We start from the raw sequence: 23,353 nt of genomic DNA on the forward strand, positions 1-23,353 counted from the left end.
TGTATAGCCCCAGACTTCTAGTCTGAGGGCGATCCGCCAAAACGGGATGCTCCCGGGGATCTTAACCGAACCGTATTGGATGCTTATAGATATAGCGGTTTTCGGTCTAGTGAAGTACAATTTTGACCTCTCTCCTAAAAGGAGAGAGGTCAAAATTGTTCCCCCTTCCCGCAACGGGTTGGGGGTTAGTGGGTTAGGTCTATTTGCATACCTGTACCTCACCAGATTGAAAATGGCTATATCTGCATTGTGGCTTCATCGCTCATCTGAGTACATATAGAGCGAAAGGCTTCTTTTGGAATTAGCTAAAGTCCTTACTTTACAGCACTTTTCATGTATTTGAACCACATCTGTTGTAGGGGCAATTCATGAATTGCCTCTACCGCGTGTAGTTTTGCGTAAGTCCTAAAGAAGAGAGGCTACAAGCGAGGGTTGGGTCTATTCTTGTTAGCTCACGCGATGTGCAACTTATTCTTAGAACCCCACTTCCATTCCTCTCCCCGAAAGGTCAAGAGGCTTTGATTCTTACTCCCCTTACCTTGTAGGGAAGGGGCTGGGGGTTAGGTTTGAAAGAAAGTTGCACACGGCGCTAGCTCTCTATTCCATACAATTGAGAACCCCTATACACCACCGTTACGGTAAAGAATCATGAATGGGGAGGGTTGTATTTCAATCAATTGAAGTACGCTATAACTTAACCATATTGGCTTACTCAGGCATTTTAAGCTGACATCTTTATAATTCTTCAGATAAAAACCAAGCACAAATTCAAAATCTGTGTAAATATAAAGAAAAGCTTAAGAGGTTACAGACTCATGGTGACTGCGAAAATGATGCAACAGCTTTGGGCTGTAATCGAGTCCACCCAGGTCAACACCCTGCTCCATTTTGACGATGCTGCTTTAGTACAATTACTCCTCCAGCAGTTAAAAGCAAAGCAGGTTATTGATGCCCAGGCAGATAGCAGCCTCAATACTTATATAAAATCTAAACTCCCTCTCATTCGTGATACGGCTGAAGGTCGATTATCCTTCGGGCAAGGCGGCAATCATTAGCACGAGAAATCGATTGCTCACTGCCAAGCATACGCTCAGAGTTCAAACAGTTGAATATTATGAATCACTGGCTAGTAATCGCCCTAGTAGCTTATCTAATTGGAGCCGCAATTGAAGGGGTGAGTACAGCCAGCCAGCTATCTCGTTCAGTGCCAGAACTAGCTAAAAGTACAGAAACTCACCCTTCAGAGTCTGCCACTGGGACTAACTCGACTTGGCGAGTTGTGGCCGCCGTCGCTTCAGTAAGTATCTGTGGAGCTTTTTTCTGGCCTTGCCGCCTCATCCACCGTTTAATGAAAGGGAACGTTAATTCTTAAACTTAACCCTTGGCTGAAACAGGGAAAAAAATATATCTATTTGCAGTTGGTAAATTATGCAGTTTGTTCTGGTTCTGTCGCTGTCTTTTGTCCAATTTTTGGCTCAGTACCAGCAAACAGTCGTTCAATATTAGGGCGATGGCGCAAAATTACATATAATCCACCGGCAATCCCAAACAGAATATAGGGTAACGGTTGATGCAAAATTACCATAAAAATGGAACCAGCGATCGCACCTACAATTGAACTCAAAGAGACAATCCGCGATATCCCCACAACGACGGCAAACACACCGGCTGTTGCTAAACCTACTTGCCAACTCATGGCCAATAAAATCCCCAAGCTAATAGCAACAGATTTACCACCAGTAAAGCCCAAAAAAATCGATTTACTATGTCCCAGAATTGCAGCTAACCCAGCTAAGATAACTATCCACGGTTGCCACACTTGTGCATCTACCGTTGGGGGAATATAATTTTGAATTGTGAATAACCAGTAAACTAGAGCGATCGCTAATACTCCCTTCAAGGAATCAAGTACTAAAACGAATGCTCCTGGCCCTTTCCCCAAAGTTCTTAGTACATTAGTTGCGCCAGTGGAACCTGAACCAACTTCCCGAATATCAATACCTTTTAACTGCTTCACAGCAATGTACCCAGTGGGAAAAGAACCCAGTAGGTAGGCTAAAAGCACAATTACGCCGCACAGAGTTAACCAGATAGCCATAATAAAATTTAAAAATCTAGAGAAATATCTCTTAATACCATTTCTTGAAAGAAAATGCACCTATAGCAATTACACAGAACTACATACTAGTACCGCTTCGCGTAATTCGTAATTCGTAATTCGTAATTCCCGTTGCGTAAGGGTTTTAGACATTTCAAATGGTCTGTCTATTTCCGCCGTACTGTACTAGAGAGGCAATTAATGAATTGCCCCTACATAAATAAAGTCCAGTCTCACATAGAATTGCTATGCCCAATGCCCAATGACAAATGACCAATGACAAATGACTAATTAAAAGTCATCATCATAGTTTCTCACGGTTTTGGGGTCAGGAGCAAAAGCTAACCACAGAGGAAATTGCAGCAGTGACAAACTGATTTGCTCCTCTGAATCGTCAATGATAATTAAGGGTAATTGATTGGCTTTCGTCAATCGGTCTGCTTTCTGAGCGAGAGCATCAGATGCCTCAAATAATACCACACCTCGGTCTGGGCCGAAATCTGGGCGACCGATTCCCAGACAGTCTTGCAAGCCGCGCCGCCATTCACCTAATCGCTCCGGTGTATTAGCTAAGACTAAAGTACGAATGCGATCGCCATACAGCTTGTGTAATATCGAAATTGCAGCTGAGGCAATCAGAATATTTTGTAAGCGGCTACCCATTGTCCGCAAACCACCCCGTCCCCCTTGGGTAAAAAACCAGTTCGAGACTCGTTCTGCATGGATTGGTTCAAAGGTTCGGCGTAGTTGCCATGCTGGGCCGTAGTAATCTGGTTTATTGCGGTATTGGTCAATTAGGCGGCGAATTTGCTTTGTAGTATCTTGAAACTGCTGTTGGGCAAATTGCGGTATTCCAGGTTGGGGTTCAACAGATTTAGCCTCTTTTACAGGTGGTTTTTCTCGTTCCACCACACTTGGCGTTAGTTGCAACTGTTCAGCCGCAACAGCCAAATCTTGTAAGCTACCCGTGAGATAGTCTTTAAAACCCTGCACCCGAATTGCCAAGTCTTGGGATGTACCAGCAAAAGTGGTTCGCATCTCGTTGCGGATACGTTCTTGACGGCGTTCTAATTGTTCTACAGAAATTTGCAGAGTTTGTTTGCGTTGTTCTAACTGTATCAGTGACTCTTGCACAATTCGTCCCAGTGAGGTTTGAGTTTCACTTACTTGTGCCTGAAGGTTTTTGTAAGAAGCTTGCAGCTTAACTATTTCCTCCTTGAGGGCTGCTTCAGCGCTTTGTAACTCTGCTACGCGCTGCTCTACTTCTGTATATAACGAATGATTTCCTGATTCTATTTCTGACCCCAGTGTGGTACTTTCCGGTTCCAACTGCGCTACAAACTCGCCATTTGAATTTTCTGTTAGCTCTACTGTAGTATCTACCACTTCTGCATTGGAGATGAGTGGCTCAAAAGTTGCGTAGTTTTCTGATGAGCTAACTCCTGTTTCTCCCACTGACTCAACAGATGGATTGACTGGATGTTCAACTGCATTGTTTTGCTCTTCTTTTTCTGCCAACCGCTCATCAATTGGTTCTGGGGTTTGAGATGCCTCTGGGTTCATAAACAATAGTGTAATTCCTATGACGCGAATAAATAGCTTTCAGAAATATTACAATTAACTTGCTATAAAAGTCCTGAGTCACGAGGGCTGAGTTATGAGTTGAGAGCAAAACGACTCAGCACTCGTGGCACTCAGCACTAAATACGCGGACAACGTTGTTCTAAGCAAGTTTTCAAGGTGTTGGGGTCAAATAAAATCGGCAAAAAGTGAATACTTTTAATTTCTTTAAAGTAAAACAAAATGGGGACTCCATTCCAGAAGACCCGCCAGTTTTGCCATTCCCGGTAGGGAAAGCGCCGAATCAATTTTTCACTTCTGTAAATATCTAAGTCGGTAACGGTAAATTGCAACCGCAGCGTTAACGCCTGAAACATGAGAAACAAGCCAAACAGTGTGAAAACAGCGCCTATCCACGGTTGTACCAACAGTAGTGGAATAGCGGTAATCACCAATACTATAGGTATATTGTAACTAGGCTTGAGTTCCACAGTTGATGTGGAGTTAGGAGCAAATGAACTGGTCACAGTTTTAAATCCTGCTTTATTAGTAGGCATATCTCTTATTTTAGGAGTCAGAAGTAGAGACGCGATTAATCGTACAAGAGTGACGCGATTAATTGCGTCTGTACAAGAGTGAGGAGTTTTAACTCATAACTCTTAACTCCTAACTCCTAACTCCTAAATACTCACTCCTGACTTTTATAAGCCTTTCAAAAATGCACTGCCAAGTCCTTGAAACATTAACCAAGAAAGAAAGAAGTTGCTAACAAATATAATCAGCAAGGCAGTCACAACAGCAGTTGTGGTTGACTGTCCTACTCCTTTGGCTCCTCCTGTTGTCGTCAACCCCCAACTGCAACCAATTACGGCGATTAAAATGCCAAAGCAACACGCCTTAAGCATGGCGCTAATAATATCCCACATCCCAAGAAAGGTACGGGCTGAGTCTAGAAATACCGTATCAGATAGGTTGTAGACATTTGTCGCAATTATGAATCCTCCGAACATCCCTGTTATCAATGACAGAAGGGTTAAAATTGGTAGCATTAAACAGCAAGCAATAACGCGGGGAATAACCAGATAATCGATTGGATCTGTTTTTAACATCAACATGGCATCGATTTGTTCTGTTACGCGCATGGTACCGATTTCGGCTGCAAAGGCAGAACCGACTCGCCCTGCCAAAACCACTGCTGTCAACACGGGAGAGAGTTCTCGTGTCAACGCTATAGAAAGCACTCCGCCGATAATGTTTCCTGCACCAAAGTTGATAAATTCCCGCGCCACTTGAATGGTAAACACCGCGCCGACGAAAATAGCCGTCAATAGGGCAATAAATAGGGAATCTGGCCCAACTGCTGCCATTTGTTCTAAGGTGTTGCGCCGATGGATTTTGCCTCTCAATAGGTGAACTAGTACTTGTCCACCCAGAAAAATCGCTGCCAGCAATCGCTGACTCCATTCTCCTAAACTGGATTTGGATGTAGTCTGGTTCAATGTTCTGTAGCTAACTCGGTAACTGCCTTAAGAATAGCGGAAGTCGTTGGGATAGGGAATGGGGAATGGGGAATGGGGAATGGAAAAGAGGCACAGGGGCATAGGGGATGAAGAAGAGACAAGGGAGACAAGGAAGAGGGGGGAGACAAGGAAGAAGACTATTCAATAATTCCCCCTTGTCCCCCTTGTCCTCCTTGTCTCCCTCATCCCCCTGCTCCCTGCTCCCCATCTCCCGGTTGGTGAGCGAAGTCGAACCACATCCCCCTCATCCCCCTAACTCTCCGCTCCTACGGGGCTGAATATTAACTTAGATTAAAGATGCTCTCAGAAAATGAAGCTGTTATTAAACGTACTGCAAACCAATAGATGGGTGCTAATCTTAGTTTTAATCTTGATTTTGCAAGGGTTTTGGAGATTTAAGGCATTTTTTATATCCCCAGCACGGGCTGTAACTGGTAGCCGCTTCTTTTAATGAAAACTTAAGATTCTTGACAGATTGTCTGCTTAGGAGCGATCGCACGTATTGTAGAAAATGACAAACCGCTATCTAGCTATTGTCATCTCTACTCACGGAGTTTGTCATAAATGGCTATTTTCATCAACTTTCTCCGCTCCTTACTACTTACAGTCATATTTAGTTTTGTCGCTCCCATCTTTCTCGTTGGCGGTGGACTGCTGCTTTTATCCCTTATCGGTTCCTTTCCAGGTTTACAACATTTAACTGAAGCGATCGCTACTCAGATTATGCGTTTTCTTGCCACCTTTGGCAGTGGGACTCCCTTACGGGGATTATTTGTAATTAGCTTGACCTGTAGTTTTGTTGGGTCACTGTTTGATACGTATGTTTACTATCGGTATCAAATTTTACGAATAGACTCCTGAATGATGTGAATAGTTTCGTCAGGTGTTCATGGACCGTACAACAAAGGAAAATTGATATTTCCCACAATGAAAGTACTACTGGCCTTAACCTAAACAGGGATTAGTGTTGCTGAATGAATTTTTATTAATTAAATTGAGTACCGAAAATATTAATTAAATACCTATTATTAATTAGTTATTAGTTATTAATTACTGATAATTGTTCCGTATGCCCGACTTTAGGAAACCAATCTTAAAACAGTCAAAAAGCTAGTAAAATAAGGGCTTTGAAACTTTTAATTATGCAAAACAGCTAAAATAGTCTGTGCTAAACCACCACATTGGACGCTAAACTAGAGTTTGGCATTTTGTGTTGGTTGCAATCTTTAAGGAATTTATTACCATTCATTGAGAATATCAAATAAAACTCACTGCAAAATATAAAAACTTCCTTAAAATCTTGATAAACACAATGCCTGCTCATGTTTCTTAACAGAGCAGAGGAGGTCGTATGACCTCTGGGGATCTTATATTGAGTTTATTACGAGGAATGTTTATAGCTCATGATTTGGCCGTTTAAGCCCAGGTTTAGAAAACAAATTGCGCGGATTGAAATTACTGGTGCGATCGCCGGTGCGACTCGCAAACGCGTCTTAGAAGCACTGAAAACTGTAGAAGAGAAAAAGTTTCCGGCATTATTGCTGCGGATCGATAGCCCTGGCGGTACAGTCGGAGATTCTCAAGAAATTTACAGCGCCCTGAAGCGTTTGCGCGAAAAAATTAAAATCGTCGCTAGCTTTGGCAATATTTCGGCTTCTGGAGGTGTCTACATCGGCATGGGAGCGGAACACATCGTATCTAACCCAGGTACAATTACGGGTAGTATTGGTGTGATTTTGCGTGGAAATAACTTGGAACGCTTGCTAGAAAAAATCGGTGTTTCCTTCCAGGTAATTAAGTCTGGCCCTTACAAAGACATTTTGGCTTTTGATCGGCAGTTGACTGAACCAGAAGAAAACATTTTGCAAGAGTTGATTGACACAAGTTATCAGCAGTTTGTCCAAACGGTAGCTGATGGCCGTTCTTTAACAGTAGAAGCTGTGAAAAGTTTCGCCGATGGTCGGATTTTTACTGGACAGCAAGCCCTAGAATTGGGTGTTGTAGACCGCCTGGGCACAGAAGAAGATGCCCGTCGCTGGACAGCAGAATTAGTCGGACTTGATCCAGAAAAAACTCTCTGCTATACCCTAGAAGAACGTAAACCCTTATTGAGTCGCCTTCTGCCAGGAAGTCGTCAAGTTTCATCAGGAATTCGATCTGGAATTGATTGGCTCGAATTTGAAGTCTCTACTAGTGGTTTACCGTTGTGGTTATATCGACCATAAATGGTTGTTTGTCATTGGTCATTTGTCCTTTGTCCTTTGTTCAGAGTCAAGTCAAATGACCAATGACCAATGACTAATGACTAACGACCAATGACTAATTTTAGGAGGATTTTGGCGTGGAGTGGCAAATGCGGGCTATTCGTGGAGCAACAACTGCTTCAGAAAATACTGTTGAGGCAATGCGAGAGGTAGTGACAGAACTACTAGATGAACTGGAAAATCGGAATCAATTCCAGCCGACAGACATGATTAGTGTGACTTTCTCAGTGACACGCGATTTGGATACGATTTTTCCAGCTGCGATCGCTAGATCGCGTCCTGGTTGGGATAATGTGGCCATGTTGGATGTGCAGCAAATGCACGTCGAAGGCAGCTTACAGCGCTGCATTCGGTTCTTAATCCACGCCTATCTGCCAGCCTCCGCCTCGGTTCATCATATTTATTTACGCAACGCCGCTAGCTTGCGTCCCGACTGGAGTTTGCCCCAATCATTACAAACTTCACAGCCAGCAGTTAAGTCAAAAGTGTAAAATTACATAATAATTACGCAAAAACAGGTAAAAAAGACACACTTCACCAGGTTTCGGGTTCATCCATCAAATCAAATACTTCTTGTTCAACAACTCTCGAACTAAGAATATCTAGAGCATCCTGGTCTGCCAGTTCAATAATCTCTGCAAGGCATTGCCGCACTTGTTGAGCAATATCAGGTTCCCATTGGCGTAGTTTTTTGTCGAGTTCTTGGACTAAAGCATCCATGTTCAAGTTCCCTTTACTGTTGAGTTCCTGAAACCACTATCAAATTATTCGTTGTATTCGGTTGAAGTTCTTTGGAATGTTCTGTTTGAGTGAATTCGTCAAACAATTTGAAAAACTGCTCTAGTGCAGTGTGTTCATCTTGGGAGAAAAAGAGAATAATCTGATCCCAAGTCTGATTGGAAGTTAAATTGAATCTCTGCTGAATCCAAGTTTGAAATTCTGAAAATTGCTGTTCTTGTTGTGTTTGAGGGATTCCTATCTGGCGACGGGCAAAGCAATAACCTGCCAGAAAAGTGCGGAGGTTAGAAATGGAAGCTCGTCCTAAATACATGGCAGGACGTTTCTTTATATTGCAGATTAGGTCATATAAATCAACCATCTGTCCCTCTAGCTTAAAATTCGGTTTCGGTGATTTGGAAATTGCCGCCTAAATCTTGGGCAGGGCAGTATAGATTATTAATCCAGTTTACTCTGGAAATTCCTTCGGGGTGGATGTTGTCAAAGATGAGTTCTTGTTCATCAATTTCAACGGCGATCGCTTCATGTCGCCCATTGATAGAGATGTTTTGTCGGAGGCGTTCATGGTAGATGTTGCAGAAAGGGTCTTCTGTGCTACCTGTAAAGAGGCTAACCTGTTTACCAGAAATGTTTTGATCACTGAGGAATTGGCGCAAGGCGATCGCATCCATCACCAACCAAAATTACTGATTTGGCTTTGTTTGGAGAGCGATCGCATTGACTGTGAAGGCTAGCCTTACTCATGATGTAGTTTTCTGACGCAGCGATCGCCCTCTGCAAAGGTAAAATGGAATATATGCTGAGATTTCCAAGACAACCAGAGCTAGGATCAGAAGGTAGTCTGTAGCTGACAAGCTAACTATATGACATCCACATCGCGTGTTGTTCATAGCGACCCCGATATATTGGGGGGAACCCCTGTTTTTGTTGGTACTCGTGTGCCAATAAAAACCTTGCTCGATTATCTAGAAGCAGGTGACTCACTGGATGAGTTTCTAGATCACTTTCCCAGTGTCAGTCGTGAGCAAGCGATCGCCGCTCTCGAATTAGCAAAGGAAATGCTGACCGCCTATGCGAATTCTGCTTGATGAGTGTGTTCCACGACCCTTGAAGCGTGAACTCACTGATTATGAGGTACGCACAGTTGTAGAGATGGGATGGTCAGGCAAAAAGAATGGCGAACTGTTGCAACTGATGATCCAGGAGAGTTTCAAGATTCTCCTCACAATAGACCAAAACTTACAATATCAGCAAAACTTGCAACAGGCTGGAGTTGCGGTCGTTGTTCTGGTAGCGTCTAGTAATCGCCTACCTGATTTACTTCCATTGATACCCAGTGTTCGCACTGTCCTAGAAACGATCGCTCCCGGTGTGGTTGTTGAAATCGAAGATTTTTAACAAGTTCCTCGGGTTTAAGTCCCCCGGTTCTGTAACCAGTAAGTTTTGTGTTGGGGTTAAATCCCCATTACAAAACTTAATTACGAATTACGAATTACGAATTACGAATTATTTTAAGGCGATCGCTTCCTCCAACAACTCTATTCTTTTTGATGATGAAACCTAATTCCTAAAAAAATGTCGTAAACAAACTCAAAAAAGTCCTTTTTCTGCAACAATCCTGAACTTTGATAACACCCTTTCTCATCTAACAGGGGCTTCATCACATAGTATACAGGTTGATAATTATACCAAGGAATAGAAGGCCACAAATGATGAATTAAGTGGTAATTCTGTCCCATAATTAGGATATTCAGAACTGGGTTCGGGTAAACGCGGGCATTTTTCCAGCGATCGCGCTCTGCAAAAGGACGATGGGGTAAATAGTCAAAAAATAATCCCAGTGCTATCCCCACTACAAAAGCGGGTATAAACCAAAAATTCAGAATATAACCCAAAAAGTTATACTGCACTGATATATAAACGATTACACCGACAATCAAGCGGCTGATGAACCATTCTAGTAGTTCGTATTTCCGCCACAGTCGCCGTTGAAAGAAAAATACCTCATGGTATAAAAAGCGCACTGCAATCAGCCATAGCGGGCCACCTGTAGAGACATAATGATCCGGGTCGTCCTTGGGATGGTTGACATGGCCATGATGCTGTAAATGCACTCGCGTAAATACTGGAAAAGCAAAAGCTAGCATCAATGCACTACCATGCCCTAACATCGCATTCATCACTCGGTTGCGATGGGCTGATTGATGACAAGCGTCATGAATAACCGTCCCAGCACAATGCAAAGCAATAGTGTTAACGCTAAAGCACAGCCAGTGCGGCCATTCCCAAAGCCAGTAACCAAAGTTAGATAACACCAGCATTGCTACAGCTACCAAAAACAGCAATAGCGTGGGATTAAAATCACCAGGAGGCGCTAAAAATTCCTTGGGCGGGATTGTCAGTGGCTTTTGTGCCTCCGATGCGATCATCTCTAAAATTGACTCCTTCTTAACCAAACATTACAAATATACGATAAATATTAGGAAAGGATAAAGTTTTGTAACCTTTTGTATAGCAAGATTTATCTACATCTTTGCATATCAGCAGATGAATAACGCTATGATTCCAGACGAAGCCTAGTCTTCACTGATAAGTGGGGTATGACAATTGGCAAAAAGTTGATGGGATAAACTCTTTCGTTGGGAGGATGGATACAAGATTGATGTACTATGTCTAGTCTATCCCACAGCCTTTACTCTCCCATAAAACCTCTCTAACTGCTTATATCTATTGGTATAGCAGTGACTGAAAAGGAGATGCAACTTAAGTTACGATGACTTCCCAGATAGCTCCCTCACTTCAGCCCCTATGCAATTAAGAGATTCTCTGCGCCGGACAAAAATTGTCGCTACTATTGGCCCCGCCACTAGCAGTCCTGAAATGCTCAAGGCGATTATTGAAGCGGGAGCCACGACGCTGCGGCTAAACTTCTCCCACGGAACTCATGCCGACCATCAGCGTAGTATTCGCTTAATTCGGCAAACCGCTTTTGAATTAAATCAGCCAGTGGCTATTCTCCAAGACTTGCAGGGCCCAAAAATTCGCTTGGGGAAATTTGACAACGGGTCTATAGTTTTGGCAAAAGGCGATCGCTTCACCTTGACAAATCGCCCAGTTGTCGGTACTCAGGAAATTAGCTGTGTCACCTACGATTATTTAGCCGAAGAAGTCCCAGTTGGTGCAAAAATTCTCCTCGATGATGGACGAGTCGAAATGCTGGTGGAGGAGATTAACCGGGACAAAGGTGATTTGCATTGTCGCATCACCGTACCTGGCAAACTTTCTAACAATAAAGGCGTAAACTTTCCCGGCGTTTACCTGTCAATTAAGGCAATGACCGACAAAGACCGAGAGGATCTGATGTTTGGTCTAGATCAAGGTGTAGATTGGGTGGCACTTTCCTTTGTCCGCAATCCGCAGGACATGATCGAAATTAAAGAACTAATTTCCAGTACAGGCAAGCAAGTTCCAGTAGTTGCCAAAATTGAAAAACATGAAGCCATTGAACAAATGGAAGCAGTTCTGGCTTTGTGTGATGGCGTGATGGTTGCCAGAGGCGATTTAGGCGTAGAATTGCCAGCAGAAGACGTTCCCGTACTCCAAAAGCGGCTAATTGCTACAGCAAATCGCTTAGGGATTCCGATCATCACCGCTACCCAGATGTTAGACAGCATGGTGAGCAATCCCCGTCCCACTCGCGCCGAAGTGTCGGATGTGGCAAACGCGATTTTAGATGGCACTGATGCGGTGATGCTCTCCAATGAAACTGCTGTGGGTAGCTTCCCTGTAGAAGCAGTAGCGACGATGGCGCGGATTGCCGAGCGGATGGAGCAGGAAGAAGCCCAACACTTAAACTTGCGCTCCGTAAGAGATTCCCGCCGCTCCATTCCTAATGCGATTAGTCAGGCTGTCGGTCAAATTGCCGAGCAACTAGGCGCAGCAGCGATCATGACCTTAACGCAAACTGGGGCAACAGCTCGTAATGTCTCTAAATTCCGTCCTCAGACACCGATTTTAGCAGTGACACCCCATGTAAATGTGGCGCGGCAGCTACAAATGGTGTGGGGAGTAAAACCGCTATTGGTGCTAGGATTACCTTCCACGGGCCAGACATTTCAAGCTGCAATTAATGTGGCTCAAGAGTTGAAGTTACTGTCTGAGGGAGATTTAGTAGTGATGACTGCTGGCACACTCCAGGGAATTTCCGGCTCCACAGATTTGATTAAGGTAGAGGTGGTGACGGCGGTACTAGGTCACGGAATTGGATTAGGACAAGGTTTAGTGAGTGGTCGCGCACGGGTTGCTAATACTGGGATGGATGTTAGTAACTTTAATCCTGGAGACATATTAGTTGCACCCCGCACTAGTGCCGATTTTGTTGAGGCTATTCGTAAATCTGCCGGGATTATTACGGAAGAGGAAAGTCTTACAAGTCACGCGGCGGTAATTGGCTTACGTCTCGGTGTGCCAGTGATTGTTGGCGTGAAGCAGGCAACGCAGGTGATTCGAGATGGAGCGATTATAACGCTGGATCTGCAACGGGGTTTGATTTACTCTGGAGCGGTGAGAACGCCTTAAGGCTGGGGAATGGGGAAGAAGCAGGGGAGCAGGGGAGCAGGGGGCAAGGGGGAGAATAATAATTTTACCTCTTTCCCCTCAGCAAGAGCAGCCCCCTGCCCCTCTGCCTCTTTTCAATTCCCAATGCCCTTATTAAACAGTTGCGATCGCAACTCCCAGCCATCCAGCAAAGTTTTTCTGCTGTGTGGAGTTTGGATGATCGACAGGTTTTACCTGATATCGAGTAGGATGTGGTGACGCGAGGGTAATGGAATGAGTACGCAGTTCGTCTTGGTGGAAAACTGTAACTTGGATGGTATCGTTTGGTTGGTAATCTTTCAGGCGATCGCTTAAACTACTCGCCGTTAACTTAATCCAGTCAATTGCTAACAACTCATCACCTGCATCAATTCCCCCTATTTGTGCAGGTGAATCAGTTTCCACAAACTTAATCATCTCCCGCCCATTCTCTGTATTTATTCTCACACCCAGGTAAGGTTCTTCCTGCTGTTCGGCTACCAACCGTAAGCCAAAGGGTTCTAAATACTGATTGAAAGGCAAATCATCAGTACTATCAATGTAGCGTTTAAAGAAATCAGTCAAATCGATTCCAGCGACAGATTCTATGACTTCCTGCAACTGTTCTGGAGTATAGCCAATTTCATCTTTCCCGAATTGCTGCCACATTTTCAGCATCACGTCATCGAGGGAACGCTGATTGTCGTGAGTGGAACGAATTAGTAAATCCAGCAACAACGATACCATTTCTCCCTTTAAATAGTAGGAAATTTGAGAATTACCACTATTGGCATCGGGGCGATAGAGTTTAATCCAGGCATCAAAACTCGACTCGGAAACTGGTTGTACCTTGCGCCCCAGTGTCGTTTCATATCTGGTAATTTCTTTACTCAAGTTATTTAAATACGACTTAACATCAAAAATTCCCGCCCGCAAAGGAATTAACAAGTCATAGTAACTAGTAGTACCCTCACAAAACCATAATGATGGTGTGTAGTTTTCCTGGTCATAATCAAAAACCTCTAATGCTTTTGGGCGAATTCGTTTGACATTCCACAAGTGAAAGAACTCGTGTGCAACTAATTGGATAAAGCGATCGTACTTTTCCTGAGTGCGAAATCCAAAACGTTGGTAAATTAACGAGCAAGAGTCCTTATGCTCCAAACCGCCAAAAGCTTGGCTAAATAAATGTAGCAGAAACACGTATCGTTCATAAGGTAAACCGCCGAACATCAGCGCTTCTACCTGAATAATTTTTTGGATATCAGCAATCAACTGCTGAACTTGGTAATTACCTTTCCCCCAAATTGCTAATTCATGGGGTTTTCCCAAGACCTCAAATTTATACAATTGGTGGCAACCAATCTCAAAAGGAGTATCCACCAAAGTATCAAAATCGCTAGCCCAGAAAGTATTTGTTTCCTCACCCACGGGAGGTAGAGCAGTAGTTACCTGCCATTCCGGGTGTGGTGGTACAATGGTGACGCGAATGGGTTGCTTATCCCAGCCCGGTATTCTAAAAAATAGTGCTGCACCATTGAAATAACCGTGGGTAGCATCCAAGTGATTTGTTCGTACCGATAGTTCATTGGCAAAAATGCGGTAACGTACAGTTAATTCTGAAACACCCGTTTTGTCTACCTGCCAGTGATTTTTACTGATTTTCCGCCAAGGTAAAGGCTTATCTTCTGCAAAAGCCACAAAATCCTGTAAATTCTTGGCATATTCCCGAACTAAGTAGGAACCGGGTGTCCATACTGGCAATTTTAAATCGAGAATCGGCGAGGGGTAATCGACAATGCGTAAAGTCACCTCAAACAGATGGGTTTCTGGTTGAGACATTGCTACTAGGTAATGAATCGTCGGGCCGATTTCGTGGATGTATGCGTTGGGACGAGTTGCTGTTGCTTCAGTCATCTTGTGTGCTGAGTTAATAATCGATAGGTAATTTCTCTCATGATGACAAATTTGGATGTTAAGTTTCGGCTTTTATTGGCTGCGGTAGTCAGAACTTAGTTTATTTGCCACTTTGCAACCGATCGCCTACTGCTCAAGCTATCTTTGCAACTTCTAAAATATTTGTATTAATTTTCACACAGTTTAGGTAAGGCTAAGACTCTTTATCAAAGTCAAATTTTTAACGAACCGCAGAGGCGCAGAGGAAACAGAGAAAAGAAAAAATGCTTAACTCAAGCGTATTGGGCGATCGTTTCTTGAATTCGGGCGATCGTTTATTAAATTCGGGCAATCGTTTATTGAATTTGGGCAATCGTTTATTGAATTTGGGCGATCGTTTATTAAATTCGGGCGATCGTTTATTAAATTCGGGCGATCGCTTATTGAATTCGGGCAGTCGTTTATTGAATTCGGATAAATCTCAATAAATTCACGCAATAAATAAAATATTTTTTGTGCTAAATATTTTAAACAATACTGAATATTGCGGGTGCTAATCACCCCGATTTTGTTTATCTTAATGGTGTAAAGACAAGGATATAAGTCAGTTTTTATCCTAGTGCATGATTAAGAAAAGGAAAGTTATTTATGTCACGTCCAAAACGTGGGTCTAAAGTACTTGATAGGGCACAGCGTCGGATTGCCGCTTTGAAATCGATTAGTTCCACCTTAGATTTAGGTAATGGAGTCAGTATTGACACCTTTGCCGCCGCCATCAAAAAAACACAGGACAAGTTGGAAGTTTATAACTCCAGCCTCTCCACTGTGGATCTAACTCAGGGAGCCTTAGAATTAGCCGAAAAGTCGCTGATGGAACTAACAGAACACGTCTTAGTCAGCGTAGCTGCAAAGTATGGCAAGAATAGCGATGAGTATAAAATGGCAGGGGGCGTTCGTCGCAGCGAACGCAAGCGTCCAGTGCGGAAGTCTAAGCAAGAGGTTGTTATTTGATAAAGACAATACATTTGGGTTTTTTTGACACTCTCCCGATTTGAATTCGGGAGATTCTTAGTTAGGTGGTGAACCAATCGATAAATACAGCACTTACGGCAGCTATGAGGTACATTCCCAAATCTGAAAGCTTTGATAGGAGAGGGCAAGGAAAAAAACTGTATTGCATAATAGCCGGAAGCGCTGTATTATATTGGCTCTCTTTTGGGCGATCGCTTAACTCACGCTGAATATGATAAGGATAAATGGAAAAATGACCTGTACTTTTAGGCTACGCAAATAATCTTCTGTGGGTGGAGAATATTTAAAAAGCGATCGCTTGAGTTTTAAAGAAATATGGCGTAGAAACGCTGCGGCTTGTCTTCAGACATACACTCGGCAAGGGAGTTGTTGAACGTGAATTTTTCTCCTAAAGCAATTCGATTTATTGTTGAGGCGCTCGAATATCGAATTGAAGCTTATCAAAAGCAATTAGAGACAGAAAATTTGAATGATGATGAGGCTTCAGATATGACCAATGACATGATGTTTTTGGAATCTTTGTCACAAGAATTAAAGAAGGAACTCTCAACAATTGCGCCATCGGTTTTTTAATGCGTTTAATAGCGAAAGAACAAACAATCGCTCACCGTTGATCCGAAAACGTAAGATTTTAGACTGTGGCTTAAAGGTGCGTAGACGCCCAGAGGCTTGTCGTTTAGATATTTCTTATCTTCGGATACAACCGCTACAAAATCCTGGCTCTTGCGTCCCTTTTATGGTGATTGAGGATTGATTGTAACAAAACCCTTGGGGGGCAAGGGTTATAAAGAATTATGCGGCTGTTTTGAATGAAATGCTTATAGGATAAGGCTTTCAATGATTTTGAACCAGATTTTCCATAAAAATAACCGAAGAGCCAAAATCCTTTGCTAGTTGACTAGCTTAAACTATGGTCGCGTAAAAACCCACTGTCCTAGCCATCCTAAAACTAAGCCTATACCGGAAGTGCCAAGCAAAATAAAAAAAGTATGAAAATTACTAAAGGATTTTTGTAACTGTTCTCCAGCAGCGAGAACTACAACCGCAGCCACAGCCCCAGCCCCAGCCCCAGCAAAATTCCCAGTTTTAGCCCAATCCCAAGCCCCAGTCACAGCCCCAGCCACATCCACAACTACAGCCATAGCCCCACCAGCCCAACCCCAAGCCCCAGTCCCAGCCCCAATAAAAGACAAAACTAAACCCCCACCTAGAGCAAAACCTAAACTCACACGCCAAGCCATAGCCCAAGCCACAGACTCAACCCCACTCCCTGCCTCACTCCTACCAATTATCACAACCAAAAATATAACCACAAACAGAACCAAAGCCCAAACATATCCAGCCACAATAATATCTCCAGCCGCAGCCCCAGTCCCAGCCATAGCTATAGCCACAGCCATAACCGCAGTCCAAGTCCCAGCACCAGGCCAAGGAACAGTCAAGAACGGAGCATGAGATACAGTTAGGAGGTAGCCTATCAATCCATAAAGTACTAATAAACTAGTCAAGCAACCCCAAAGGATAGTTAGTTTAAGGGTTGCTTTTGGTGCTTCTAGCATTGCCAACCATGCGTGCATTGACTGAGGGCGGTCTTTTGCCTCCAGCGCCATACCCTTGAGAATTGCTTTATTTAATTGATCGCTGATGCTTGAATTAATTTGTTTAGGTGGAGTCAGAGGAGCATTATCGAGCTTGCGAGCCAGAGAAGTTGTAGGGCGTTGACCTGTCACCCCATAATACAGTGTGGCGGCCAGACAATAAACATCAACTATTGGCTCTCGACTGCCTCTGCTCATCTGCTCATAGGGTGCAAATCCCTCATTACCCGCAATGCCCTTTGAACTCAAAGTTTGAGGCACTAATTCTTTAGCAATGCCAAAGTCAATCAAAACCGCTTTGCCATTACTCCGCAACATGATATTTCCGGGATGGGCATCTCTGTGTACTAAACCTGCCTGATGCACCACCACTAAAGCTTCCCCAATCTGGCGGATACAGGGTACAATCTCTATCTCTGGTAACGCCCCTCTGCGTCTTACTGCCTCAAATAAATTTTCTCCCGGTACAAAATCCATCACCAAGCAGTGGATAGTACCTTCCTTAAACAAGTCAATCACTCCCACAATGTGAGGATGTGGGTCTTGAGACAAGCGTGCTAGTGTTCGCCCTTCTTGGATAAATCGGTCTATATACTTGTCATATTCTGGATCGTGGCTGAGATGTTCATTGGGTGTCTTGATGACAACTGTCCGGTTTAGCTCAACATGCAATGCCTTATAAGTAATCCCAAATCCCCCCTGTCCAAGGACTTTATCAATTACATATTTGCCACCTTGTAATCGTTGTCCAGTTGTCCAAGGCATGAAAACCCCTAAATAATTCGTAATTCGTAATTCGTAATTCGTAATTCGTAATTCGTAATTAAAACAGTTTAAAAAAGCTGGATATGGGTGTTTTCTATGACTTAAGTGTGTTTCATAAATAATACAGTTTTGCAGAATTTTGCACAACACACAATGAAAGTTGAGCTAAATCTACGGTGTTTTTGTAGATGATGGACTGGGAGACTGTGACGGTTGATTAGATGGGTTGAAAATAGGAATCCAAGAAGGTATGGCTGCAAATAAGCTTACAAAAGCAGCGATCGCAGCTATCACCACTCCCCAAATCTGGATTTTTCGCTCCCAATTTGAGTTGGTGTTAGAGGATACAGTTGAGACAGGCTGAGGAGTTTCCCCTGTTAATCCCAAAGAGTCGAGCCATTCTCGCATTGATTGAGGACGCTGCTTAAAATCTAGCTTCATACCTGTTAAAATTGCGCGGTTGGTGCGATCGCTAATCTGAAGATTGTGTTCTTTCGGAGCTACTAAACGAGCGTTATCTACCTTCCGTTTAAACACATCCACTGGGGTTTTTCCAGTCAGAAGCACATAAAGAGTTGCCGCCAGAGAATAAATATCGCTATATGCCCCTGTTGGTTTAGTATGTTGAGCATAAAGCTCAGGGGGTGTAAATCCCTCAGAAGTTTCCTTAGTTCGATTTGTGGTTAAGATGTGGTCAAAATCCAGAGCTAAACCAAAATCGATTAGCACCGCTTGCGGTTGTCCTTCTCGCACCCGCAAAAAGATGTTTCCCGGATGTACATCTCGATGAATCAATCGATTTTCATGCACAACTATTAAAGCTTCACCAATTTGCTGAATATACCGTAGTGCCTCTTGTTCAGAAAGAATTTGTTGGCGACGGTCAGCTAAACTGACTCCATCTACATATTCCATTACCAAACACAAACGGTCTGCTTCCTCAAAGGAGTCTACAACCTCCACAATATACTTATGCTTACATTTTTGAAGCTTTAAGGCTTCCCGCAAAAACATTGTCTTTAGCCGTCCGCGCTCTAACTGGTTAAGGGAATTTAGTAAATCATCATTTAAAGTTTTAATGACTTGGCGATCGCTATTCCTATTTTTTACCAAATAAGTAATACCAAACCGTCCCTTTCCTAATTCTTTTTCAATAGTATATTTGCCACCTTGCAATTGATCACCTGCTACCCAAGCCATCTTTGCAACTCCCAGAATATTTGTATTAATTTTCACATAAGAAAGCCTAAAGAACTGGAACCTAGCTTTACAAAAACAGTGCTATGTCTCAGAATAAGACTCTTTGCGTCTACACTTGCTAAACTAATTTTAAATCTTGAATAAAAGCAGAGAAAAAACAACCATAGAATTATGGCTCAAATCTTAGTTGAAAATTTAGATCCTATTATTCTACAAAAGCTAGAAACTCTTGCCAAACAACACGGTAGGTCTTTGCAAGAGGAACTAAAGCAGATCCTACAACAAGCGGCTGAAAAAGCGACACATTACCACACTGGCGGCGACATGGAAAGAACTAGAGAAGCTGTAGTACGCGCTCAAGTTAGATATACAGGAAAAATTTTCAGTGATAGTACTGAACTTATCCGCGAGGATAGAGAACGGTGAGTCAGTATGTTTTAGATGCTAGCATTGCTATAAAGTGGTTCATTCCTGAAGTCTACTCTGATGCAGCTAGGCGTTTAGTAGCAAGTAATCATACTTTCTTAGTTCCAGATTTTTTCTTCCCAGAAGTGGGAAACGTCTTGTGGAAACGAGTCCGTCGTGGTGAAGACACGGCTGAAAATGCAAGACAAATATTAGCAGATTTAAATGCAGTTCCTGTAGAGGTGTACTTATCTCAACCTTTAATGCTACTTGCTCTAGATATTGCCCTTCAGACAGATCGTGCAGTGTATGACAGTTTATACTTAGCCCTTGCTATTACTCAACAATGCCAGATGGTAACAGCAGACGAAAAATTTTACAATGCACTGAGAAGCAGTACTTACATCAGTCATCTTTTATGGGTGGAGAATATTTAGATAGCCTTGATGTAGCCTACCGCAGGTATCTCCCTCCTTCCACTGCTAAACTAAAAAACAACCCTTAACTCCTGCAAAGGTAGTCTTATGACCTCTGCAACCGATCCATCCACCGCCCTTACCCCGTTCCCAGACCATACGCAGCTACCAGAGTCTGACGGTACATTCGTGAAAAACTTTCAGGAACATCCCCAAAGCATTCTCCTAACAGACTCTATTAAACCGATATTGCAAAAACGTCATCCTGATGGGCAATACTGTATTGGTCAAGATAGCGGTATCTACTGGCGCATCACTGACCCCCCAGAAAAAGGTGCAGAAGCACCCGACTGGTTCTATGTAGGGAATGTACCACCTACTCTGGATGGACAAACGCGGAGGTCTTATGTATTATGGCGAGAGTTTATTGCCCCATTAATTGTATTAGAATTTGTTTCTGGGGATGGTACTGAGGAGCGAGACAAAACTCCTTGGAAGGGGAAATTTTGGATTTATGAACAGGTGATTCGTCCTCCTTTCTACGGCATTTATGAAGTGAATAAAGCCAGTGTGGAAGTTTATGAATTAATTGGTGGACAATATCAGTTATTAACAGCAAATGAACGGGGACATTATCCCATACATCCTTTAGGAGTTGAGTTAGGGATCTGGCAGGGACAATATTACAATATGGAATTACCTTGGCTACGCTGGTGGGATTTGCAAGGTAATTTATTGTTGACTGGCGAAGAAAGAGCCGATCGCTTAACTGCTCAATTGCGATCGCTAGGTATCGAACCAGAGGTTTAAGTATTTGGTTTAAGGGTGCGATCGCACCAATTGTCGATTTCTCTGGGAATGGTAAACAAGACATCCTGCAAAGGTAGTCTTATAACAGCACAATTGCGATCGCTAGGCATTGAACCAGAAGCATAAGTCTTTGGCTATCGCTTAAAACTTGTTAGTCGGAGCTTTGCTGCTTAACATTTTCCGATGGCCCCACATTTGCAATTTCATAGCCAGTGGGATAGCTGGGGATAGGAGAGTCAATATAAAAATTAGGGTGATTCCGAGGTGGGAATAACCGGATTAATTTAGCTCGGATTCTTAGTAGACTTACCATAGCCGATCGCAGCAATGGCGAGGGATAGGGAAAACCAAAGGCATCGAGCATTGTGTCATCCAGTAAAGCGTAGATACCTGGCTTGATGGAAGAACGCATCCACGAAGGAAACCAACTCAAAAATAAATCGCGTGTAGCTTCCCCAACTCGACAATTTGTATCTGAATAGCGAAATTTTTGGCGTTCGTAGTCAAGGTTATAGCGCTCCAATTCTTCGTAGGTTTCAGGGATATTCTGAATCTGCATTTGCTTACCTACTTCTCGCCAGAAGTAAAAGGACGCTAATTTTTCTTGTTCGCACATCAGCCGCCAACCAAACCGCGAATTCCAGCGAATAGGCTCGAAAATGAAAGTTGAAAGTACATACAGGAAATCGTTGTTGTCAATCTTGAAGCGTCCGTGGAGTGCATTCATGCGTTGCAGGGCTTGTTTGCCGCGATCGCTATCATAACCCCACTTAATCATCTCTCCAACAATGATTGACGTATCATCGTAGCGTTTTTGCGGACAATGGGTAAATTCTCCTGTCTGATTCAGCAATTTAGAAATACTAGGAACGCAATAAGTTCGCATCAAAGCAACTTCAAGCGATCGCGTCATATCCCAAGGAAACTCATAGCCATTCATCAAGTTATAAATCCGGCAATGATCTTGCACTGGATCAAGTTGCTGAATTAAGTGAAAATTTTTATAGCGATTGAGAAGCATCTAAAATTTCCCTGTATTCAATTCAGTTATCAAACAGAATTCAGGAGTCAGGAGTCAGAATTCAGAATACAGGAAAGGTATTCTGACCGAAAAAGCGGATGAATAATCGGGGTTTTTGCACCTCTACAAAACAAGAAAATTTGGTGGTGCAACAATTCAGTACTTCGGCTTACCTCGGCTCTGCTCCTGAATTCTGACTTCTGAATTCTGAATTCTTCTTCATTTATTCACATCCAGCAACCGCGAAGTTTCTAACCGACTCATCCACTTCTCTAAATAAACTCGATTACCTTTCTCCTCATTTGGATCTTTCGTGTCCAAAGGATGAGGCATCAGTCCCAAAATTGTTGCTGTGGTAACACAAAACATCGATTTTTGGAAACTCATGCAAATTTGTACCCGCAAATCATCTTCACCCCGAAGACTGCGACGATAAATTTCATGCAAATACTCTGGAAGATAATGACGCATATCTTGCATCAATAATGTGGGAGGAATACCTGCGCCACCGATAGGTAAAGGATCGGCATACAATGCGCCATATTGAAATCGCGTTTGATCTGGGGGAATTTGATAACCTTGGGCGTTATATGAAACTGTACCGTGGAAAGGAGTTCCCCGGAAGAATACTGCTTCTACATAAGGTATGGCTGTATCTGCTAAGAAGGTCAAACCAACGCTTTTGGGAATGATTTCATAGACTTCACCCCGAATTTTGACGGCGTAGGTAATTGGGTTTGAGGCATTTGCCACTAACCCTGCTTTAATGTGTTCTACAACTTCGGAAATCGATTTTATTTTACCTTTATCGTAGAGGTCTGATAAGCTGAGGAAAATATCAGCCATGACTCTCCAAAATTGACCTAAACCTGTATAGTAAGCAGAGACACGCAAGTGTTCTGTTAAGAAATCTGGAAACAGTTGGTTAATACCGGGAACTAAGGGATTATTTTTAAATTTTGCGGCAATAACGGCTTGCGCTCTTTCTTTAAATTCTATTGTATCTAAATATGTATCTAGTCCGCCGCCACCGTGCCACATCATGCCTTTCATGCAATATTCGGCATACTCAAAATTAATTCGATCGTGCCACCAGTGACGGAGTAATTTCTGAAAAGAAACCTCTCCATTAAAGTATTTAAAAAATGGGAAAAATATTAAAAACTGATGCTCGGCAATATAGTTAAGATTTTTTGAGTAGGCATCTAAAACTACGCCATAGCTTTTAAGAATACCAACAACTTCTAATACATTTTCTGGACTATCAAGGAGTAGTGCTTCTCCTTTTTGCAGACGTTCAATATACTCAGCTAAGGGATTATGAGCCGCTTTTTTTTTAATAGTTACCATTACCATCTCTCCAAAAAGTATAGGGCATGGGGCATTGAAAAGAGGCAGAGGGGCAGGGTACAGGGGGCAGGGGGAGAGGGGAAAACTTTTCTCCCTTGCCCCCTG

27 protein-coding genes are annotated in these 23,353 nt (G+C 43.0%); 14 read left to right on the plus strand and 13 right to left on the minus strand.

Annotated elements, in window-relative coordinates:
- Positions 1–815 precede the first annotated feature (815 nt).
- Positions 816–1,055, plus strand: coding sequence for a hypothetical protein (locus HWQ36_RS20555; RefSeq protein ID WP_012410606.1), 240 nt, complete (start codon positions 816–818; stop codon positions 1,053–1,055).
- A 59-nt stretch (positions 1,056–1,114) separates the two neighbouring features.
- Positions 1,115–1,372 carry a hypothetical protein gene (locus tag HWQ36_RS20560; RefSeq protein ID WP_292705804.1) on the plus strand — a complete coding sequence of 86 codons (258 nt, stop codon included), beginning with the start codon at positions 1,115–1,117 and terminating at the stop codon, positions 1,370–1,372.
- Between the two features lie 54 nt (positions 1,373–1,426).
- Here HWQ36_RS20560 and plsY read toward each other — a convergent pair whose 3' ends face one another.
- The 4 genes from plsY to HWQ36_RS20580 all read right to left on the minus strand — a co-directional run bounded on the left by plsY (position 1,427) and on the right by HWQ36_RS20580 (position 5,157).
- Complete coding sequence (gene plsY, locus HWQ36_RS20565) at positions 1,427–2,098, minus strand: glycerol-3-phosphate 1-O-acyltransferase PlsY (protein ID WP_292705807.1); 672 nt, start codon at positions 2,096–2,098, stop codon at positions 1,427–1,429.
- A 291-nt stretch (positions 2,099–2,389) separates the two neighbouring features.
- Positions 2,390–3,661 (minus strand): DUF3086 domain-containing protein, encoded by a 1,272-nt coding sequence (locus tag HWQ36_RS20570; RefSeq protein WP_292705809.1) that lies wholly within the window; start codon positions 3,659–3,661, stop codon positions 2,390–2,392.
- A gap of 137 nt (positions 3,662–3,798) precedes the next feature.
- A complete protein-coding gene (locus tag HWQ36_RS20575) occupies positions 3,799–4,215 on the minus strand; it encodes a DUF3119 family protein (RefSeq protein ID WP_292705812.1) in 417 nt (138 codons plus the stop codon).
- Between the two features lie 144 nt (positions 4,216–4,359).
- Positions 4,360–5,157, minus strand: a complete 798-nt coding sequence (locus tag HWQ36_RS20580; protein ID WP_292705816.1) for an MlaE family lipid ABC transporter permease subunit — start codon at positions 5,155–5,157, stop codon at positions 4,360–4,362.
- Between the two features lie 585 nt (positions 5,158–5,742).
- Between HWQ36_RS20580 and HWQ36_RS20585 the strand changes: the two genes are divergently transcribed.
- From HWQ36_RS20585 to aroH, 3 genes are all read left to right on the plus strand, one after another.
- Entirely contained in the window at positions 5,743–6,039 is a 297-nt protein-coding gene (locus HWQ36_RS20585) for a hypothetical protein (RefSeq protein WP_292705819.1), read from the plus strand.
- A 542-nt stretch (positions 6,040–6,581) separates the two neighbouring features.
- Positions 6,582–7,403: a signal peptide peptidase SppA gene (gene sppA / locus HWQ36_RS20590; protein WP_292705822.1), complete on the plus strand. Its 822-nt coding sequence runs from the start codon at positions 6,582–6,584 to the stop codon at positions 7,401–7,403.
- 116 nt (positions 7,404–7,519) lie between these two features.
- Positions 7,520–7,933 (plus strand): chorismate mutase, encoded by a 414-nt coding sequence (gene aroH, locus HWQ36_RS20595; protein ID WP_292705825.1) that lies wholly within the window; start codon positions 7,520–7,522, stop codon positions 7,931–7,933.
- 43 nt (positions 7,934–7,976) lie between these two features.
- On the opposite strand, the gene HWQ36_RS20600 is transcribed toward aroH, so the two are convergent.
- The 3 genes from HWQ36_RS20600 to HWQ36_RS20610 are packed head-to-tail and all read right to left on the minus strand — an operon-like array spanning position 7,977 to position 8,851.
- Positions 7,977–8,162 (minus strand): hypothetical protein, encoded by a 186-nt coding sequence (locus tag HWQ36_RS20600; RefSeq protein ID WP_292705827.1) that lies wholly within the window; start codon positions 8,160–8,162, stop codon positions 7,977–7,979.
- Between the two features lie 13 nt (positions 8,163–8,175).
- Positions 8,176–8,541, minus strand: coding sequence for a hypothetical protein (locus HWQ36_RS20605; RefSeq protein ID WP_292705829.1), 366 nt, complete (start codon positions 8,539–8,541; stop codon positions 8,176–8,178).
- 13 nt (positions 8,542–8,554) lie between these two features.
- Positions 8,555–8,851: a papain fold toxin domain-containing protein gene (locus tag HWQ36_RS20610; protein ID WP_292705832.1), complete on the minus strand. Its 297-nt coding sequence runs from the start codon at positions 8,849–8,851 to the stop codon at positions 8,555–8,557.
- 192 nt (positions 8,852–9,043) lie between these two features.
- On the opposite strand from HWQ36_RS20610, the gene HWQ36_RS20615 reads away from it, so the two are divergent.
- On the plus strand, positions 9,044–9,268 hold the full coding sequence (locus tag HWQ36_RS20615; protein ID WP_292705834.1) for a DUF433 domain-containing protein: 225 nt from the start codon (positions 9,044–9,046) through the stop codon (positions 9,266–9,268).
- On the plus strand, positions 9,252–9,578 hold the full coding sequence (locus tag HWQ36_RS20620) for a DUF5615 family PIN-like protein (RefSeq protein WP_292705837.1): 327 nt from the start codon (positions 9,252–9,254) through the stop codon (positions 9,576–9,578). Before HWQ36_RS20615 ends, HWQ36_RS20620 begins: the two co-directional genes overlap by 17 nt.
- 140 nt (positions 9,579–9,718) lie before the next feature.
- Here the strand turns inward: HWQ36_RS20620 and crtR are convergent, their stop codons facing one another.
- Positions 9,719–10,609, minus strand: a complete 891-nt coding sequence (gene crtR, locus HWQ36_RS20625) for a beta-carotene hydroxylase (RefSeq protein ID WP_292705839.1) — start codon at positions 10,607–10,609, stop codon at positions 9,719–9,721.
- Positions 10,610–10,988: 379 nt separating this feature from the next.
- Here crtR and pyk point away from each other — a divergent pair, with 379 nt between their 5' ends.
- On the plus strand, positions 10,989–12,758 hold the full coding sequence (pyk, locus tag HWQ36_RS20630; protein WP_292705842.1) for a pyruvate kinase: 1,770 nt from the start codon (positions 10,989–10,991) through the stop codon (positions 12,756–12,758).
- Between the two features lie 132 nt (positions 12,759–12,890).
- Here the strand turns inward: pyk and HWQ36_RS20635 are convergent, their stop codons facing one another.
- Positions 12,891–14,672 carry a M61 family metallopeptidase gene (locus tag HWQ36_RS20635; protein WP_292705845.1) on the minus strand — a complete coding sequence of 594 codons (1,782 nt, stop codon included), beginning with the start codon at positions 14,670–14,672 and terminating at the stop codon, positions 12,891–12,893.
- Between the two features lie 263 nt (positions 14,673–14,935).
- Here HWQ36_RS20635 and HWQ36_RS20640 point away from each other — a divergent pair, with 263 nt between their 5' ends.
- The 3 genes from HWQ36_RS20640 (at position 14,936) to HWQ36_RS20650 (ending at position 16,256) form a co-directional block, all read left to right on the plus strand.
- Positions 14,936–15,139 carry a hypothetical protein gene (locus HWQ36_RS20640; protein ID WP_292705847.1) on the plus strand — a complete coding sequence of 68 codons (204 nt, stop codon included), beginning with the start codon at positions 14,936–14,938 and terminating at the stop codon, positions 15,137–15,139.
- A 160-nt stretch (positions 15,140–15,299) separates the two neighbouring features.
- Positions 15,300–15,662 (plus strand): hypothetical protein, encoded by a 363-nt coding sequence (locus HWQ36_RS20645; protein WP_292705850.1) that lies wholly within the window; start codon positions 15,300–15,302, stop codon positions 15,660–15,662.
- A gap of 396 nt (positions 15,663–16,058) precedes the next feature.
- The gene (locus HWQ36_RS20650; protein ID WP_292705853.1) at positions 16,059–16,256 is read left to right on the plus strand and encodes a hypothetical protein; all 198 of its coding nucleotides are present in this window, start codon (positions 16,059–16,061) and stop codon (positions 16,254–16,256) included.
- A gap of 335 nt (positions 16,257–16,591) precedes the next feature.
- Here the strand turns inward: HWQ36_RS20650 and HWQ36_RS20655 are convergent, their stop codons facing one another.
- Both HWQ36_RS20655 and HWQ36_RS20660 read right to left on the minus strand, forming a co-directional pair.
- Positions 16,592–18,046 (minus strand): serine/threonine-protein kinase, encoded by a 1,455-nt coding sequence (locus HWQ36_RS20655; RefSeq protein WP_292705856.1) that lies wholly within the window; start codon positions 18,044–18,046, stop codon positions 16,592–16,594.
- Positions 18,047–18,217: 171 nt separating this feature from the next.
- Positions 18,218–19,282, minus strand: a complete 1,065-nt coding sequence (locus tag HWQ36_RS20660; protein WP_292705859.1) for a serine/threonine-protein kinase — start codon at positions 19,280–19,282, stop codon at positions 18,218–18,220.
- 135 nt (positions 19,283–19,417) lie between these two features.
- Here HWQ36_RS20660 and HWQ36_RS20665 point away from each other — a divergent pair, with 135 nt between their 5' ends.
- The 3 genes from HWQ36_RS20665 to HWQ36_RS20675 all read left to right on the plus strand — a co-directional run bounded on the left by HWQ36_RS20665 (position 19,418) and on the right by HWQ36_RS20675 (position 20,877).
- Positions 19,418–19,672 (plus strand): hypothetical protein, encoded by a 255-nt coding sequence (locus tag HWQ36_RS20665; RefSeq protein ID WP_292705861.1) that lies wholly within the window; start codon positions 19,418–19,420, stop codon positions 19,670–19,672.
- Positions 19,669–20,088, plus strand: coding sequence for a type II toxin-antitoxin system VapC family toxin (locus HWQ36_RS20670; RefSeq protein WP_292705862.1), 420 nt, complete (start codon positions 19,669–19,671; stop codon positions 20,086–20,088). The genes HWQ36_RS20665 and HWQ36_RS20670 overlap by 4 nt, the downstream gene beginning before the upstream one ends.
- A gap of 87 nt (positions 20,089–20,175) precedes the next feature.
- A complete protein-coding gene (locus tag HWQ36_RS20675) occupies positions 20,176–20,877 on the plus strand; it encodes a Uma2 family endonuclease (RefSeq protein WP_292705865.1) in 702 nt (233 codons plus the stop codon).
- Between the two features lie 151 nt (positions 20,878–21,028).
- Here the strand turns inward: HWQ36_RS20675 and HWQ36_RS20680 are convergent, their stop codons facing one another.
- Together HWQ36_RS20680 and HWQ36_RS20685 are read right to left on the minus strand one after the other, a co-directional pair.
- On the minus strand, positions 21,029–21,898 hold the full coding sequence (locus HWQ36_RS20680) for an oxygenase MpaB family protein (RefSeq protein ID WP_292705867.1): 870 nt from the start codon (positions 21,896–21,898) through the stop codon (positions 21,029–21,031).
- A 219-nt stretch (positions 21,899–22,117) separates the two neighbouring features.
- Complete coding sequence (locus HWQ36_RS20685; RefSeq protein ID WP_292705870.1) at positions 22,118–23,248, minus strand: CO2 hydration protein; 1,131 nt, start codon at positions 23,246–23,248, stop codon at positions 22,118–22,120.
- Positions 23,249–23,353 lie beyond the last annotated feature (105 nt).

This window comes from Nostoc sp. NMS2, assembly GCF_017115105.1.
GTDB lineage: Bacteria > Cyanobacteriota > Cyanobacteriia > Cyanobacteriales > Nostocaceae > Nostoc.